At 51.6% G+C, this 14,989-nt stretch carries 10 protein-coding genes; 2 read left to right on the top strand and 8 right to left on the bottom strand.

What is annotated here, in order from left to right:
* Positions 1-125 precede the first annotated feature (125 nt).
* Positions 126-2,189 carry a T9SS type A sorting domain-containing protein gene (locus LLG96_14635; GenBank protein ID MCE5251447.1) on the top strand — a complete coding sequence of 688 codons (2,064 nt, stop codon included), beginning with the start codon at positions 126-128 and terminating at the stop codon, positions 2,187-2,189.
* A gap of 376 nt (positions 2,190-2,565) precedes the next feature.
* On the opposite strand, the gene LLG96_14640 is transcribed toward LLG96_14635, so the two are convergent.
* Positions 2,566-5,154, bottom strand: coding sequence for a HEAT repeat domain-containing protein (locus LLG96_14640; GenBank protein ID MCE5251448.1), 2,589 nt, complete (start codon positions 5,152-5,154; stop codon positions 2,566-2,568).
* A 266-nt stretch (positions 5,155-5,420) separates the two neighbouring features.
* Here LLG96_14640 and LLG96_14645 point away from each other — a divergent pair, with 266 nt between their 5' ends.
* Complete coding sequence (locus tag LLG96_14645) at positions 5,421-6,737, top strand: hypothetical protein (protein ID MCE5251449.1); 1,317 nt, start codon at positions 5,421-5,423, stop codon at positions 6,735-6,737.
* Between the two features lie 287 nt (positions 6,738-7,024).
* Here LLG96_14645 and LLG96_14650 read toward each other — a convergent pair whose 3' ends face one another.
* The 7 genes from LLG96_14650 to LLG96_14680 all read right to left on the bottom strand — a co-directional run.
* Complete coding sequence (locus LLG96_14650) at positions 7,025-8,431, bottom strand: Nramp family divalent metal transporter (GenBank protein ID MCE5251450.1); 1,407 nt, start codon at positions 8,429-8,431, stop codon at positions 7,025-7,027.
* Between the two features lie 59 nt (positions 8,432-8,490).
* Positions 8,491-10,170, bottom strand: coding sequence for an amidase (locus LLG96_14655; protein MCE5251451.1), 1,680 nt, complete (start codon positions 10,168-10,170; stop codon positions 8,491-8,493).
* Positions 10,171-10,299: 129 nt separating this feature from the next.
* Complete coding sequence (locus tag LLG96_14660) at positions 10,300-10,446, bottom strand: hypothetical protein (protein ID MCE5251452.1); 147 nt, start codon at positions 10,444-10,446, stop codon at positions 10,300-10,302.
* Positions 10,447-10,473: 27 nt separating this feature from the next.
* Positions 10,474-11,469 (bottom strand): L-glyceraldehyde 3-phosphate reductase, encoded by a 996-nt coding sequence (gene mgrA, locus LLG96_14665; protein ID MCE5251453.1) that lies wholly within the window; start codon positions 11,467-11,469, stop codon positions 10,474-10,476.
* Positions 11,470-11,603: 134 nt separating this feature from the next.
* Complete coding sequence (locus LLG96_14670; GenBank protein MCE5251454.1) at positions 11,604-12,749, bottom strand: Gfo/Idh/MocA family oxidoreductase; 1,146 nt, start codon at positions 12,747-12,749, stop codon at positions 11,604-11,606.
* 491 nt (positions 12,750-13,240) lie between these two features.
* A complete protein-coding gene (locus LLG96_14675; protein ID MCE5251455.1) occupies positions 13,241-13,924 on the bottom strand; it encodes a site-2 protease family protein in 684 nt (227 codons plus the stop codon).
* A 252-nt stretch (positions 13,925-14,176) separates the two neighbouring features.
* A partial coding sequence (locus LLG96_14680; protein ID MCE5251456.1) for a hypothetical protein occupies positions 14,177-14,989 on the bottom strand: 813 nt, incomplete at its 5' end.

The raw sequence follows: 14,989 nt of genomic DNA on the forward strand, positions 1-14,989 counted from the left end.
ACATACTGCATCAACCCAGCCTTCATTATGAGGCTGGGTTGACTGCTTACCAATTTTGATCAAGGAATATCATGAAAATAACCTGTATAGCGATTTTAATGTTACTTATATCTGTTTTTTCCACCATGGCAGATGAATTATGGACGACTTTCCGTTCGCCGCCTCCTGCTTCAGGATGTCTCGCGGTCGATGGCAAGTACATCTGGTGCGGAACTGATTATGGCGCCTTTCGGTATGATTCCGTAACGGGTGATATGAGCCATTACACCGTCGACGATGGTTTAATCGACAATACGGTCAATGCAATTGCCCCAGGACCTGACGGCGTTATATGGTTTGCAACGAACATCGGTATTTCCAGATTTGACGGTTCATCATGGAAATCGTTCACACGGAACGATATTATATCCGCCATATTTTACGATATAACGGTTGATTCCGATAATACGGTATGGGTGGCTTCTTCCGGCGGTATTGTAACTTTTAATGGTGAGGAATGGCGCTTGATAGAGAAGGGGGCTTTTAGCTGTATAAACGCAGGAAGCAATGGTGTCGTGTGGGCAGGGAGCAGTCGCGCAAAATTGAGTAATTATCTTCTCCGCATAGAAGGTTCCGATGTCATCAGAATCGGTGATAACATACCGGAAATAAATGCGGATAAATTTAAAGATATAGCAGTTGCCCCCGGAGACAGTCTGGTATGGTTCCCCTCTGATTCAACCATTGTATCATATAACGATATGGGGAAAACAGTATTCGAATACCCAGACAGTCTTGGTTCCTTTGATGTTATAGATGTAGATAAAAACGGGACGGTTTGGTTTGCAGATCAGTCTCGGCTTGTATCTTATCATAATGGGAAAACAGAACAGTATAAGGATATAAAGGGATCATTTGATGGAATAGTAAAAGATCTCGTATGCGGGAAAAACGGTGTTGTCTGGATCAGCACTGAATATAGTTTACTCAGTTTTGACGGTAAAGAGTTCCGTTCTCACACGAAATTTTATTCGGCAGGACCCGTTTATAACATAATAACGGATATTGCTATCGATCGGAACAACGTAAAGTGGGTTAACCAATTTGAAAGCAGCAGTCCATATGGAACAGTATCGACATATGACGATACTATGTGGCGGGAAATACCCGAATTAAGCGGCATTGATTATATAATTATTGCCATCGATCCTGAAAATGTAGTCTGGTTAGCATCGGGCGGCACACTTTTCAGTTTTAAAGATGATAAAAGAACAACATTTTTTGCAGCAGGAATGGATTATATCAACGATTTACTGTTTGATGATGGCTTAATGTGGATTGCAGATGGAGGTGATTTCAATTATCCTCCTGATGTTATAACATATGATGGAGTAAATTTCAATTTTATTATTAAATCTCTCCAGATCAGAAAGTTAGCCATGGATTCACATCATGATATCTGGATGGCTGGTCATGGCCTGTATAGATATGACGGATCTGTCCTGCATGAGTACACATCATATGATGGCACCTATCATGGATATGGCAATATTGCCGTCGATTATGATGATGTTATCTGGTTAAGTGTATATTCAAATGATGGAGGCTATAATTTTGCTTCTTATAATAATGGTGATTGGACGTTGTATACGCCGGAAAATTCAGGTCTTGCCAGCAATAAAATTTGGGGGGACATCGTTGTCGACCGTAACAACGTCAAATGGATCAGTACTAAAGATGCCGGCGTCTGCCGCTTCGACTGCGAAACATGGACGACATTCAACACAAGTAACAGCGGCCTCTGTGATAATAAAGTCAATACCATTGCTGTCGAGAAAAACAACACCATCTGGTTCGGAACCGATAATGGAGTGTCACGATACACCGGTGAAATGATAACAACATCGGTGGATGAAAACGAAACGAAACCTGAAACGCTCCCCGTCATCCGTTCCTACCCCAACCCCTTCAACCCCTCGACGACCATCGAGTTCACCCTGCCGGAAGCCGGTTCATCGACTCTCTCTATCTACAACATCGCCGGGCAGAAAGTCCGCGGGCTCGTATCGGAGAATATGACCGCCGGTCATCACACCGCCGTGTGGGACGGCAGGGACGACAGCGGCAGCTCAGTCTCGGCGGGACTCTATTTCGCACGGTTGACCAGCGGCGGGCGGACGGTTACGGGGAAGATGGTGATGGTGAAGTGACATGGCGTTATCTTGAGCAATAAAACTTTAACATATTGTGGCGCCCGTTGTATTACCGGCGTCGGTAACCCTTTGAAAAGTCCCCGGTGAGCAAGCATTTTTCGGAAAAGAAGCGCAGCATGTCCGAGCAAAGCGAGTTCTGCGCTTCCCGAAAAATACGAAGCGAACGGGGGAAGAGACTTTTCACAGGGCGTCCTTTCTTTTCGTCCTTTTCTTCGGACGAGCAAAGAAAAGGACATGAAATATGATTGTAATAAGGTTCATGGATAATCGTTTCGTATCGAATCATGAAAAATCCCCCGGAACCTTGGTATAAAAAGAAAAGTGTTTAATAAAATAATCCGCGCACATCCGCGTTCCATGATGTTTCTCTTTTTTATTCATTTTTACGGTTATCATTATTTTCCCCACGGGCATCGAGGCGTTTCTTTATATCCTCCAGGTCTTTTTTCATGGTCTCGTTCTCTTTACGGATCTCGTCCACCGTCTCGCGAAGAGAAATGATCTCTGCGGGAGCCACCTTTTTCTGTTCACGGAGTTTTTTGAGGGACTCTTTCGCCGCGCTCTGGATGGTATCCTCGGTATCATCGCCGGTGAACGTTTCGACTATCGATACGGCTTTCGGGTCGCCGAGTGTTCCCAGAGCGCCTATAGCACGCTGCCGTATGTTGCGTTTGGGATGGTTGACATACCCGGCAATGAACTCACGCACTTCAGTCCGGTCGTCCTCGTTTCGTGCTATGAACGCAAGGGTGTCGAGCGCCAGGCCGAAACTGCGCGAGGTGAACTCGCGCTCGCTTCCCTTGAGGGTTTTCATGAGCGGCGGGATGTACGAAGGATCGTCGAGCGTGCGGATCGCATCGACAGCGCCATCGGCGAGTCTGTTACGGTACGATTTCGAGTTGAGATATGCCACGAGGATTTTCTGGGTATCCTTGTGATGGTACCTGCCGAGGTTGCATATCGCCTCGTAGAGGATATCGGGATTGTGCTCATTCTTGAGAATCCGTTTTGTGGCTTCGAGGCTTTCGGGACGGTAGAAGCCGCCGATGTCGGTAACGACCTGGAGGCGGACACGCGCATCCGTCTGATCGAGTGATCCGGCAAGCGCATCGAACGCCTCGTTCGTATGGATATTCCGAAGCGCATCCGACGCTTTCACCCGGACGGCCCAGAACGGATCGCCCGTAAGCGCATCCTTCAGCTTCGACACCGTATTCTGATCGTTCTTTTTCCTGAGCGCTTCGATGGCAAGCAGACGGCCTATGACATCCGAGGTGTCGGCAAGCTGGGCATAGAGCATATTCTCCGGCTTGTCGAAGGTGATATCCGCCAAAATGCCATACTCGGGATCGAAACGGACGATGGCTGGCTCATTTTCAAGCGAGAAATAGAAATCGTGCCCGGCGCTGTCGATTGTGATGACCCGATCAATAGGCTTACCGTCAACCACGAATCGTACCTTCGTGCGGAAATGAAAGAGCATGACGTTGTCATCCACTTTCTGGGTCTGCCTGACCGTCACTTTCGCGAGCTTTTCTTTTTCTGACCAGCTGTAGGTTACGGTGAGGTCGGGATGACGGGCATGGTAAACCCACTGGTCGAAAAACCGGTCGTACGAGCGGCCGGTCACTTCCTCGACAACCGCGCTGAGGTCCTCGGTTACAACACTGGTCAGGGCATAGCGTTCCGCATATGTCCTGATGCATTTCCGGTACAGGTCTTCGCCCAGCTCGGTCCTGAGCATATGGAGCACCCAGCTTCCCTTCGGGTAAGTCCGGTAATCGAACTGCTCCTCGGCGTAGGCATATTCACGGTATACAATCGGCTTGTGTACGGGACGGTCGGCGAGCACATTCCGGGCGTCATCGTAGAGGCCGTACAGCATTGAATCATGACCGTTCTTGTAGTTATCGTACAAAAGGGCGTAGTATGTCGCGAAACCCTCGTTGAGCCAGGTATGGCTCCAGTCCTTGCAGGTGATGTAATCCCCGAACCACTGGTGAACCATCTCGTGCACGACAAGTTCCTGGCTCGACCGGATATTCTCCGTCTCGTCAGTGAAAAGGGTACGGTCGGTCAGCACGGTGAGGGTGGTGTTTTCCATGCCGCCCCAGGTGAAGTCGTCCACAACCACCTGATAGTACTTGTCCCAGGGATACGGTATCCCGATCTCTTTTTCAAGGAATCCCATCATGTCGGCGGTATTCCTGAACGAATTCGGCGCCTGCCCGATCTGGGACGAGGGTGTATAGAACGCGAGGGGAATGTCACGGTAGTTCGATTCGATCTTTTTGAACTTGCCCGCAACGAGGGCTATGAGGTAGTTGACCTGCGGTTTATCCTGCAGCCAGCGGACAGCCTTGAGTCCGGTCGCGGGGTCGGTCTGCTCCGAGACAAGCCTTCCGTTTGACAGGACGACCATGTCACCGGGAACATGGCAGATAACCTCCGTAGTGAACCGTTCGTTCGGGTAATCGTAGTTGGGAAACCAGTACGGCGCCTCGTGCATTTCACCCTGAGACCACAGATGGGCGTCCTCGGGACGATATCCCATCTCGGGCGTGCGGAAGTACAGCCCTTTTTTCGGCTCCGCTTCGTGGGAAACCGTAATCGAGGCTTCCGTTCCGGGCTGGACAGGCGGATCGAAGGTGATGGTGAGCAGCTTGTCATCGGCCGTATACCCCTCGATTTTTGCTGTCGAGGTCACCGATGTAACAGTGAGATCGATCGCATTCAGGCTCAGCTCGACAAGCGGTTTTGCGATGGGCACGAACCTGATCGTGGTTGTACCCGCAATGGTGCGGGACTTGAAATCCGGTGTGACATCGATGGTGACATGGATGATGTCGACCTTCCGGTCCGGGGCATATTGACGTTCGGCCGATTCCGACAGAGATACAACTGTCATGGAAATCAACGAAACAACGGATAGAAAAACGAGTATGCGTCTATACCTGAACATTCGCTACCTCCGACGTTGAGAAATGAATCCTTTTATTGGTTGAAAAACGGATGATCGAACAGTATGCGTGAACAGACAATAACTTACAATGTGTATTATGACAAGGTGTTTATAAGTATAATGATATTTATCATCCGGATAAAGTGAAATATCTTGACTTTACGAATTCGATATGGGAATATAATGCAAGGCGGGCGATACATCTCATAGAAAAAGCTACAATGAAATTCTAGCATGTACATTACAATAACCAGGAGGGACAACACATGAAATCCACAGCATTGATACCGCTTATTACGGCCTTTTTCTGCATCCAGTCGTCGCCAGGCGCTCAGGAAAAGGTTCTGAATCCTGTAAACAGTGAGGAGTTACCAATAAGAATCGAGGCGTGGGTGCCGGTTCACCCGATTACGCAGGGACCGAAATACCACTGGTTTGGGTACTATGACAAGCTTCAGTTCGATCCCTCCGGCCGCTATGTACTCGGCATGGAAGTGGATTTCGAGGACCGTTCGCCCGAACCGGAGGATGTAATCAAGATCGGTATGATCGATCTGAGGGACAATGACCGGTGGATCGAGCTCGGCGAGAGCAGGGCATGGAACTGGCAGCAGGGCTGCATGCTCCAGTGGCGGCCCGGATCGGCTTCGGAAATCGTCTGGAACGACCGTGATGGCGACCGTTTTGTCTGTCATATTCTCGACGTTTTCACCGGGAAAAAGAGGACTCTTCCTTTCCCGATCTATACGCTGAGCCCCGATGGCCATACAGCGGTGACTGTTGATTTTCAGAGGATAAACGATATGCGACCCGGATACGGATATGCCGGAATACCCGACAAAAACAAAGACGTTCTCGCACCGAAAGACGCCGGGATTTACCGCGCCAACCTCGAAACGGGCGAACTCAAACTTATTATTTCTGTCGCCGATATGCTCAAAATCCCCTATCCGAAAGGCGACATTTCGGACAAGAAGCACTATTTCAACCATCTCCTGTTCAATAAGGATGGCTCACGGTTCATCTTTCTGAACCGCTGGCGGATCGGGGAATACCGTGCTTCCAACCCGTCGACGCCGTTCGACACCCGAATGCTGACCGCCAGACCGGACGGCTCCGATATACGGGTGGTGGATGATTCCGGCTACACCTCCCATTTTATCTGGCGGGATACCACACACATTCTTGCATGGACAAAGCTCCCCTCGCACGGAGACCGCTTTTACCTGTTCAGCGACGACGGCTCGAAAAAGGGTGAAGCGGTGGGCCCGGATGTCATGACCGTCAACGGACACTGCACCTATCTCCCGGGCGGTGAGTGGATCCTCAACGACACATATCCCGGCGCAGACCGTCTCCAGCATGTTTATCTCTATCACATCGCCACGGGGATACGGGTTCCGGTTGCCAATGTGTTCATGCACAAGAAATACCAGTTCGACAAGGAATTCCGTGTCGATACGCATCCCCGTTTCAGCCCGGACGGCATGAGTGTTGTCATCGATTCTCCGCACGACGGCGCTGGCAGGCAGATGTATCTGCTCGATATCAGCGGAATTGCAGGCGGGAAGAAGCTCTATTAACGATTATGAAACGGGATACCCGAAGACATGGTGCTTGATGACACATAATATTGCAGTTCCGGACCGGCGATAACCACACGAGCAGGCCCCATCTGCCGCGGAATGAAAACAAGTTGTAATCGAACAGGTAACATAGTTGACCGTAGTGATTCCAAAAGATGCTGAAACCAGTTCAGCATGACGGCGCTCATGTCACCCTGATTTTATTTCAGGGTCTATTACATGCTTTATTATTTCAATGAACGCAATTTTATATAAACATATCCTGTTTGTTCCGGGCTTTTTTATCAGAAATATGCCGGTATTTTGTAGAAGAAGAAATACCCGAACACTATTGAAGCAGCCGCGAGACCCGCAATCAGTATCCAGTGCGGCCGGAGGATTTTCCCCGCTTCAGACGATACGAGGCGGGGTAGTATCCAGAGGAGGCCGATCAGAACCGCCACCGCCTGGAACGGTGTCAGAAGGAGGCCTTCGAGTACGGCGCTCATTTTGATGATGAATACCGGTTGTATACCGAGCGAATAGACAATCACCATGTTCGTCACAAAAAAGAAGACGATAAACAGCCTGAACTGGGTTTTCCAGCCCAGACGACCGAATCCGGGGATGCAGATTCTGCACGAATCAGATAAAAGCCGCGGCCAGCCGCCGAACTGACCGATCAGAGTACTTGCAAGTGCAGCGCACCCGGCGATCAGAAACATTACCGAGCCGATTTTACCCCACAGTTTTCCAAAAACCTCCGACAGCTCGAACGCTACAGAGGCGCCATCGGGCGCGATATGTTCGGGATGGAGAATTCCCGCGCCGGACAGCATGAATCCGCAGGTCACGACAATCCCGATTATGGTGGCTACAGTCGCGTCGGTATAGACCACTCTGCACCAGCCCCGTACTTTAAGGGCGGTTTCGGCACTCATCTGTTTCAACGCTCCGGTATCGCACGGCTGACCGTAGGGCCTGTCTTTCGCCATGCCGTAACCCGCGCCGAGCACCCAGTATGTATACCAGACCTGGCTCGCAAAACCTCCGGCGGCCCAGCCGATGAGGGGAAGAATCTCGTTCCATGTATTCGCGGATATATTCTCGAGGTTACTGGCCCAGTCGGGAATTGCAGGGACATGAAACCCGAATACGCCGTCCGCGACAGTTCCGAATCCGGGGAATGTATGCACCGTAACGTACAGTACGCCGACAACAATAATAAAGACAAATACGCTCATGACATACTTGATGATGTCAAAGGTGCCCGACCACACGACAACAATGGCAAATACCGTGACAATCCAGCCCCAGATGTACGGTTTGAGGGGTATGAGCGTATGGGCGAACACACCCGCAGCCGATGCTATCCCGCCAATGGAGATCGCTCCCGCACAGACCTGCCCGATAAGCACGATCCAGACAGCCCAGTTCCCCCTTCCCGGCATACGGCTGAACATGTCGATCATACCTTCGCCGGTACAGACCGTATAGTGCGCTCCGCCCGCGCCGATGAACGCCTTAAGCATGATTCCGAAAATCGGTGCCCAGAGAACCGCATATCCAAAAATCGCGCCCATCCTCGTGGACAGAATCACCTCGCCCGAACCGATATATTCGGCGCACCACACAAAAGCCGGTCCCACGACCGCAAAAACCGCCAGCCCCGTCGGGGCCGAAGCAATCAATTTTCTGCCGTTATGCTCCATGAGTCACTTTCTGTTAATTATCCGTTACAGCCCGTATATGATATTTTATCGTCATCGTATTACAGAGATGGGTGTTTGAGATGAAATCCGGTGGCATTCTGGTACGTCCGGGCGAGCGCAAGCAGGGTTGCCTCATCGTAAAGCCTGCCGACAAATGATATGCTCACCGGACATCCCCGTTCGTTGAAACCATGCGGAACGATCACTTCGGGATGACCGGTAATGTTGGTAAGCCAGTTGGTCGGCCCCACAAACGTGGGAGTAACATAGGCATCTATGTCCGCCATAACTGCCTCCATAGCCTTCATGGCGTGGGTTCGGGCACGGTTTGCCTGAATATAGTCCACCGCAGGTACAAGGTGGTACGCCGGGTATCTTTTAAGACGCTCCCCCGACGATTCAACCATATCGCTCATTCCCGGATTGGTGAAGTCGAAGGCTGCGGCGCCCTCGGTAAAGAGGATAAGATACACCATATCTGCCGGACACTCAGGGAGTTCCATGGGAACCAGCTTGACACCGAGCGAGCGGAGAACATCGAGAGTATCGTTGTTGAATTTCATATTCGTTCGAGCCCGATTTTCGACACTTTCAACCGTCCCCTCGAATTCCGCCCTGACATACCCGACACGGAGGCTGCTGGCATCGAGCGATGAATTCCAGTTGAACGGCAGATCGACTACATCGTGGTCAAAACCATCGGGGCCGTAGAGCGCATTGAACACAACCGCGCAGTCCTCGGCTGTTCTGCAGAGCGGTCCGACCTTGTCCATGCTCCAGCTCAGCGCCATCGCACCGTACCTGCTGATACGGCCGAATGTGGGCCGCAGCCCGGTAACTCCGCACCGTTCGGAGGGGCCGGCAATCGAGCCGCGCGTTTCGGTTCCGACAGCGAATCCGACAAGTCCTGCGGCAGTCGCGGAACCGGGCCCAGCCGACGAGCCGCTCGAACCCTCGTCGGGTTTCCACGGGTTACGGGTCTTCCCGCCAAACCAGTTTTCCCCGCTCGCGAACGCGCCTGTGGCAAGCTTCGCGATGAGCACCGCACCGGCTTCGGTCAGACGGGTAACGACGGTTGCATCCATGTCAATGATACGGTCTTTGAAAGCTTCCGAACCCCATGTTGTCCGGTAGCCGCGGACAGCGAACAGGTCCTTGATACCATAGGGGATGCCGTGGAGAATTCCTCGGTATTTCCCCGCAGCAATCTCCTCGTCAGCCTTTTTCGCCTGACGGAGGGCGAGTTCCTCGGTGAGAGTAACCACGCAGTGCAGGATAGGATCGTACTTTTTGAGGCGGCTCAGGTACATGTTCGTAAGGTCGGTGGAGGTCACCTGACGGGTTTCGATCAGCTTCGCGAGGTGTGTAACCGGGTAGTAGGCGGCATCCTCGATTCTGGCGGGTTTTTTGACGGTGACAGGGCTCATGTGAAACGGCTTCCGTTCAGCCGGAAACTTCATACCGGGAAGCGCGGGATTGAAGACGAGCGCGGGCGGGACGCTGTTACCAAGCTCGATGGTACGGATGTAATCGTATGTTTTCCCGAGGCTGTCGAGGATTTTAACCATCGATTCCCTCTCCGCTTCGGTAAACACCAGCCCGGCAATCTTTTCGGCAGAAGCGATCATGTCAACCGTGATTTCCTGCCTGTCATGTGCGACAGCGGTCAGGGCTTCGGGAAAAAGCGTACCCGCAAGCCCGGCAGAAGCGCAGTAAACGGCAAAACGTCTCCGGTTCATCTGCAATCCTATAGAATCAGCATGATGGCGGGGTAATCGATTCATCACAATGTCCCTTTCAACGCATACAACAAATCATCCTGACCGTTTTATCCACGGAAAAATACGGAAATATTCTGCGGTATCACATCACATGAAAAAACGAGTGAGCCACTGCCCTCCGGGAAGTTGACGGAGTATCCCCCGTATGATCTCACGGTGCAGCCTGCTCCTGTTGGCGGCATACCAGTACCCGATCTGCCTGCCGAACCTGAAGTAGATACTTTCATTGCCCACGATACGGTTGACCTTTCTCAGGGTAAATTATTCCTGCTTCAGGATCGCTTCGATGCGGGCAAGTTCTTCATCGGCAAATTTCAGGTTGTTCAGAGCGGCGACATTCTGCTCGATCTGCTCCACCCTGCTTGCGCCAATGAGAACCGTGGTAATCCGGGGGTCTTTCAACAGCCACACGAGCGCCATCTGGCTCAGGCCCTGCCCTCTGTCCGATGCCACCCGGTTGAGAGCCTGAATTTTCCTGAGCACGTTTTCCGTAATCTGCTCGCGTTTCAGAAAACCGTGAGGTTTGGCTGCTCGTGAATCATCGGGAATGCCGCTCAGGTAACGATCGGTGAGGAGCCCCTGTGCAAGCGGCGAGAAAGGTATGCAGCCGATGCCTTCATCCTCAAGAACATCGAGGAGTCCGTCCTCGACCCAACGGTTGAACATCGAATATTTCGGCTGGTGAATAAGACAGGGAGTTCCCAGTCCCCTGAGAACAGCAGCAGCGCGTTTTGTCTGTTCGGCTGTGTAATTCGAGATTCCCGCATAAAGCGCCTTTCCCTGGCGAACCACGAGATCGAGCGCGGCCATTGTTTCCTCTAACGGCGTGTCGGGATCGGGCCTGTGCGAGTAAAAGATATCGACATAGTCGATACCGAGACGTTTGAGGCTCTGGTCGAGGCTGGCGACGAGATACTTTTTCGAGCCCCAGTCGCCGTACGGCCCGGGCCACATGAGGTAGCCGGCTTTCGAGGAAATAATGAGCTCGTCACGGTATCCCGCGAGATCGGTCTTGAGGATTTTCCCGAATGTTTCCTCGGCGGAGCCCGGCGGGGGACCATAGTTGTTGGCAAGATCGAAATGGGTTATTCCCAGATCGAACGCCCTCCGCACCATGGCACGGCAGGTTTCCATCCTGTCGACTTCACCGAAGTTGTGCCACAGTCCGAGCGAAACCGCAGGCAGCTGAATTCCGCTTTTCCCGCAGCGGTTGTACTTCATCAGGTCATAACGGTTTTTATCGGGCATATACTCCATGGTCTATCCTTTCACATTGATATTATGTATGATTTTGTTGAAAATTGTGTACCGGTGCAGCGTCATGCTTAATCTGTTTCGGCATCGGTTTCAATCAAATTCCCGGGTCACATCACGGTCGTCATCGATAATCCCTATGCCAGTCTGATAATGGCGTTCTCATCAGCCGCCTGACGGGCGAGGAGCGAAACACGGGTCATTTCGAACGGTTCTTCGGGCGCAATCACATGCTTCCCCTGTCCGCGGAGCTCCGCAATGAAATCAGCGAAAAATGATTTCCGCTCCGGCAGAGGAATATCGTACGGTTTCTGCGATGTTGTGATGAGTTCCACCCTCGTGGCCAAGTCCTTGATTTCAACGACACCCTCGGAGCCGATCACCCTGAGACGGTCGTCTCCGTGCGTAGGAGCGGTTTCAGGCCGCAGATAATCCATGTTGATCATCGCGGTCCCGCCGTTCCTCATCCCGAGGAGCACACCCGCATAATCCTCGCAGCCGGGATAATCCGGGTGATCCTTGTTGCCCTGGAATGCAGCGACCCGCGTATAGTTCATTTGAGTCGTATAGTGAATGTAATCAATCGCATGTATTCCTACCCACGGTATCGTTCCGCCGTACAATATACCGTCCTTATAGAAATCGGGACGGCTTTCACCGAATTTATACGATTTTTGAGCCGTCGCAAGGATCGGCTCGCCGATTTTCCCCTCGGCAATGGCATCATGGACAGCCCGGAACTGCGGCTCCATCCTCATGCTGAGGAGCGCTGTGAGGCGAACCTTGTGCTTTATCACCGCGCCGAGAAGTTCATCCAGGTCCCCGATGGTTGTCGCCACCGGCTTTTCCGACATGATATGAATCCCCTTTTTTGCGGCGGCGATCGATGCCCGGGCATTCTGATGGTACGGCAGGCATATACCGACAATATCGAGCTGCTCCTTTTCGAGCATTTCCTCGTACGTATCATATATTCTGGTACCCGCCGGAATTTTCAGACCGGGATTATCGTACACGGCGTACGCGGCAAGCTCGGTTCCGGGAACCTGCGGGATATCGTCGATGATTGTCGCGGTATGGCCGGTCGTACCGATCATGCCGATTTTTATGACCTCTCCGGAGCGATATGTCCTGAAGGAGTAATCGAACCGGGCGGGCAGGACCGGCCCTGTCACGGCATGTGCCTGATCGTTCGACAAGGCGAACGCTCCCAGTCCCGCTATTCCGGCAGTTCCCAGGTATTTCCTCCGGCTGAACGTATGGTTTGTGAAACAATCGCTCATACTGCCCTCCCGCCCGATGGTTCTTCGGGCGTTTCAATCCCGGAATTACGACATGTATGCTCTTGCACTTTTTTAAATTCCCTCTGTTGACGGTTCAGATAAGGTACGAAAATCCATTTATGAATGCATCGTTTTTTCCACCACGATTATGGCCCGAACACGTCATGACTCATGTAATCCAGATTATTCGTGAAAATATCATAACAAATTTTACCACGGAGACACGGAGAACACGGAGAAAAATAATTCATGTAATAATTAGTTTTATCTGAAAATACGTTTTCATCCTTCGTTGTGACTATCTATAGTCATGGAGGTTATTCGTGAAAATATTTAACCACAAAGGCACAAACAGTCATAACGGATTATCATACATGACGAAATAATTGTTCGCGATTTTTTATTGCAGGGGCGATCCTCCGTCGTTGCTGTAGGGGCAACCCTCCGTGGTTGCCCACTGTTAAAATAGATAGATAAAAAAACTCTGCGAGTCATGAACCGAATACGGCGATCCGAACCAGATGAAGACCATTGAAAACAAGCCCGAACGGCAGCCCTGCCTTCTCCGCGATATATCCGATAAAATGCCAGTAGGCGTTCCCCACCGGCTTGACGTAAAACATCACGATGATGAGCGCTAAAAAAATTACCTGCGACCGTTTATAGAGGTACAATCGTACCTTCCGGTGCATGAAAGACGCCAGTGCGCCGAACCCGTCGAGCGGAGGTATGGGCAGAAGGTTGAATAACACCGCGGTGAGCTGGCAGTAGCAGAGAAAGGCATACGCCGACCAGAAGACGGGATGCAGCCCGGGCCCGGCAATTCCGTACCGGAACGGAATCATCATGGCGCAGAAAAGCAGGGCGCTCGAAAACGGCCCGGCAAGCGAGACAGCGCTCTCCCAGATCCTGTTCCGGAGAGCGTTACGGTTGATATAGACCGCGCCACCGGGAAGTCCGATTCCGCCTAAAAGCAGGAAAACGAGCGGATATACGATGCTGGTGGAGATATGAGTATACCGGAGCGGGTTGAAGGTCAGGTAACCGCTTTCCCTGACCGAGCGGTCACCGCCGAGGTATGCGATGAGCGCATGAGAGAACTCGTGCACACATACGCTGAATATCCATCCGCAGAGAACGAGCGCGAGCGCTGGTATATTTACATTACCGTGCATTCAGTTCATGCTCTCCGGCCGTATCGATGAGCTCCGATCGACGATCACCATAATCCATGTTATTCATGAAAATATTTTTACCACCAGGACATAAAATTACAAGGAGATATGAACGATTATTTATACTATCATGAGTAGTTATTAATCGTTCACATCTAAAAAGATATATTAAAAAAACAAATCCGTGTAAATCCGCCCGATCCGCGTAAATCCGCGTTCTATTGTATTTTGCACATAGATCGGGATAAAGGATCACCCGAACTTTTTCTTGAACAGGTCAGGGGTTGTATCGTCGGGATGATTGGGCAGCTTCACCGGAGACTCCCAGTTATCTGCTATCTCGTCGAGCCGCACCGGATTGCCGTCCCGTTCGAGCACCGATTTCCATCCGGCCAGGAAAACCGCGGTCTTGTGGACAATCTGGTCGAATGTCTGGGGCATTTCCCCGTTGTACGCCATGTTCTGAAACGCCCAGATCGTGGGAGCCCATATCTCTGTCTTGTTGAACGGGTATCCCGTGCCGGTATAGATATTGAAATCCTCGCCGCCGTAAGCTTCGGGCGTATGTATCTGCACCGTACCCCATGACCCGCTCACCTCGTTGAGTGTCCCGTAGAAGAGTCGGCCGTCCTTGTCCGCATGCTCATAGGTGAGAATCCCGGGAGGACTGTACCAGCTCTTGGTGCGGTACGAGACAGAGACAACCGGATTACCGGCTTCGGCAATCGCTTTGCAGACCAGATAGACACCGTGAACGCCGTGTGTCGGGTAATCGTCGAAGGAGTTCGTGGCGCTGTAGCAGATGATGTTCTTCCCGGTCGTCCAGGCCTTGGCGCGGGCGATGGATTCGTTGTGCTCGTGGCTCGATGGACAGAGGATGGTCGCGTTGTACTGTTTCGCCATATCGACCATCTTTTTCGCTTTCGCGAGCGAATTGGCGAACGGCCGGTTGATGAGATTGGGCAGCCCGGCTTTCAGGTAGGGTTCGTGGAGAATGTGGTTCCATGGATGATTGTAGTATCCACCGTTGATGATGCCGTCCACCTTCCCGAGCATGTCATCGAA

The sequence above is a fragment of the bacterium genome (assembly GCA_021372535.1).
Lineage (GTDB): Bacteria > Latescibacterota > Latescibacteria > Latescibacterales > Latescibacteraceae > JAFGMP01.

Excerpts from the sequence above, each read along its gene's own strand:
- LLG96_14675 (MCE5251455.1), bottom strand. The coding sequence starts at position 13,924 with ATGCACGGTAATGTAAATATACCAGCGCTCGCGCTCGTTCTCTGCGGA.
- mgrA (MCE5251453.1), bottom strand. The coding sequence starts at position 11,469 with ATGGAGTATATGCCCGATAAAAACCGTTATGACCTGATGAAGTACAAC.
- LLG96_14650 (MCE5251450.1), bottom strand. The coding sequence starts at position 8,431 with ATGGAGCATAACGGCAGAAAATTGATTGCTTCGGCCCCGACGGGGCTG.
- LLG96_14635 (MCE5251447.1), top strand. The coding sequence starts at position 126 with ATGGCAGATGAATTATGGACGACTTTCCGTTCGCCGCCTCCTGCTTCA.
- LLG96_14655 (MCE5251451.1), bottom strand. The coding sequence starts at position 10,170 with ATGAACCGGAGACGTTTTGCCGTTTACTGCGCTTCTGCCGGGCTTGCG.
- LLG96_14645 (MCE5251449.1), top strand. The coding sequence starts at position 5,421 with ATGAAATCCACAGCATTGATACCGCTTATTACGGCCTTTTTCTGCATC.
- LLG96_14670 (MCE5251454.1), bottom strand. The coding sequence starts at position 12,749 with ATGAGCGATTGTTTCACAAACCATACGTTCAGCCGGAGGAAATACCTG.
- LLG96_14640 (MCE5251448.1), bottom strand. The coding sequence starts at position 5,154 with ATGTTCAGGTATAGACGCATACTCGTTTTTCTATCCGTTGTTTCGTTG.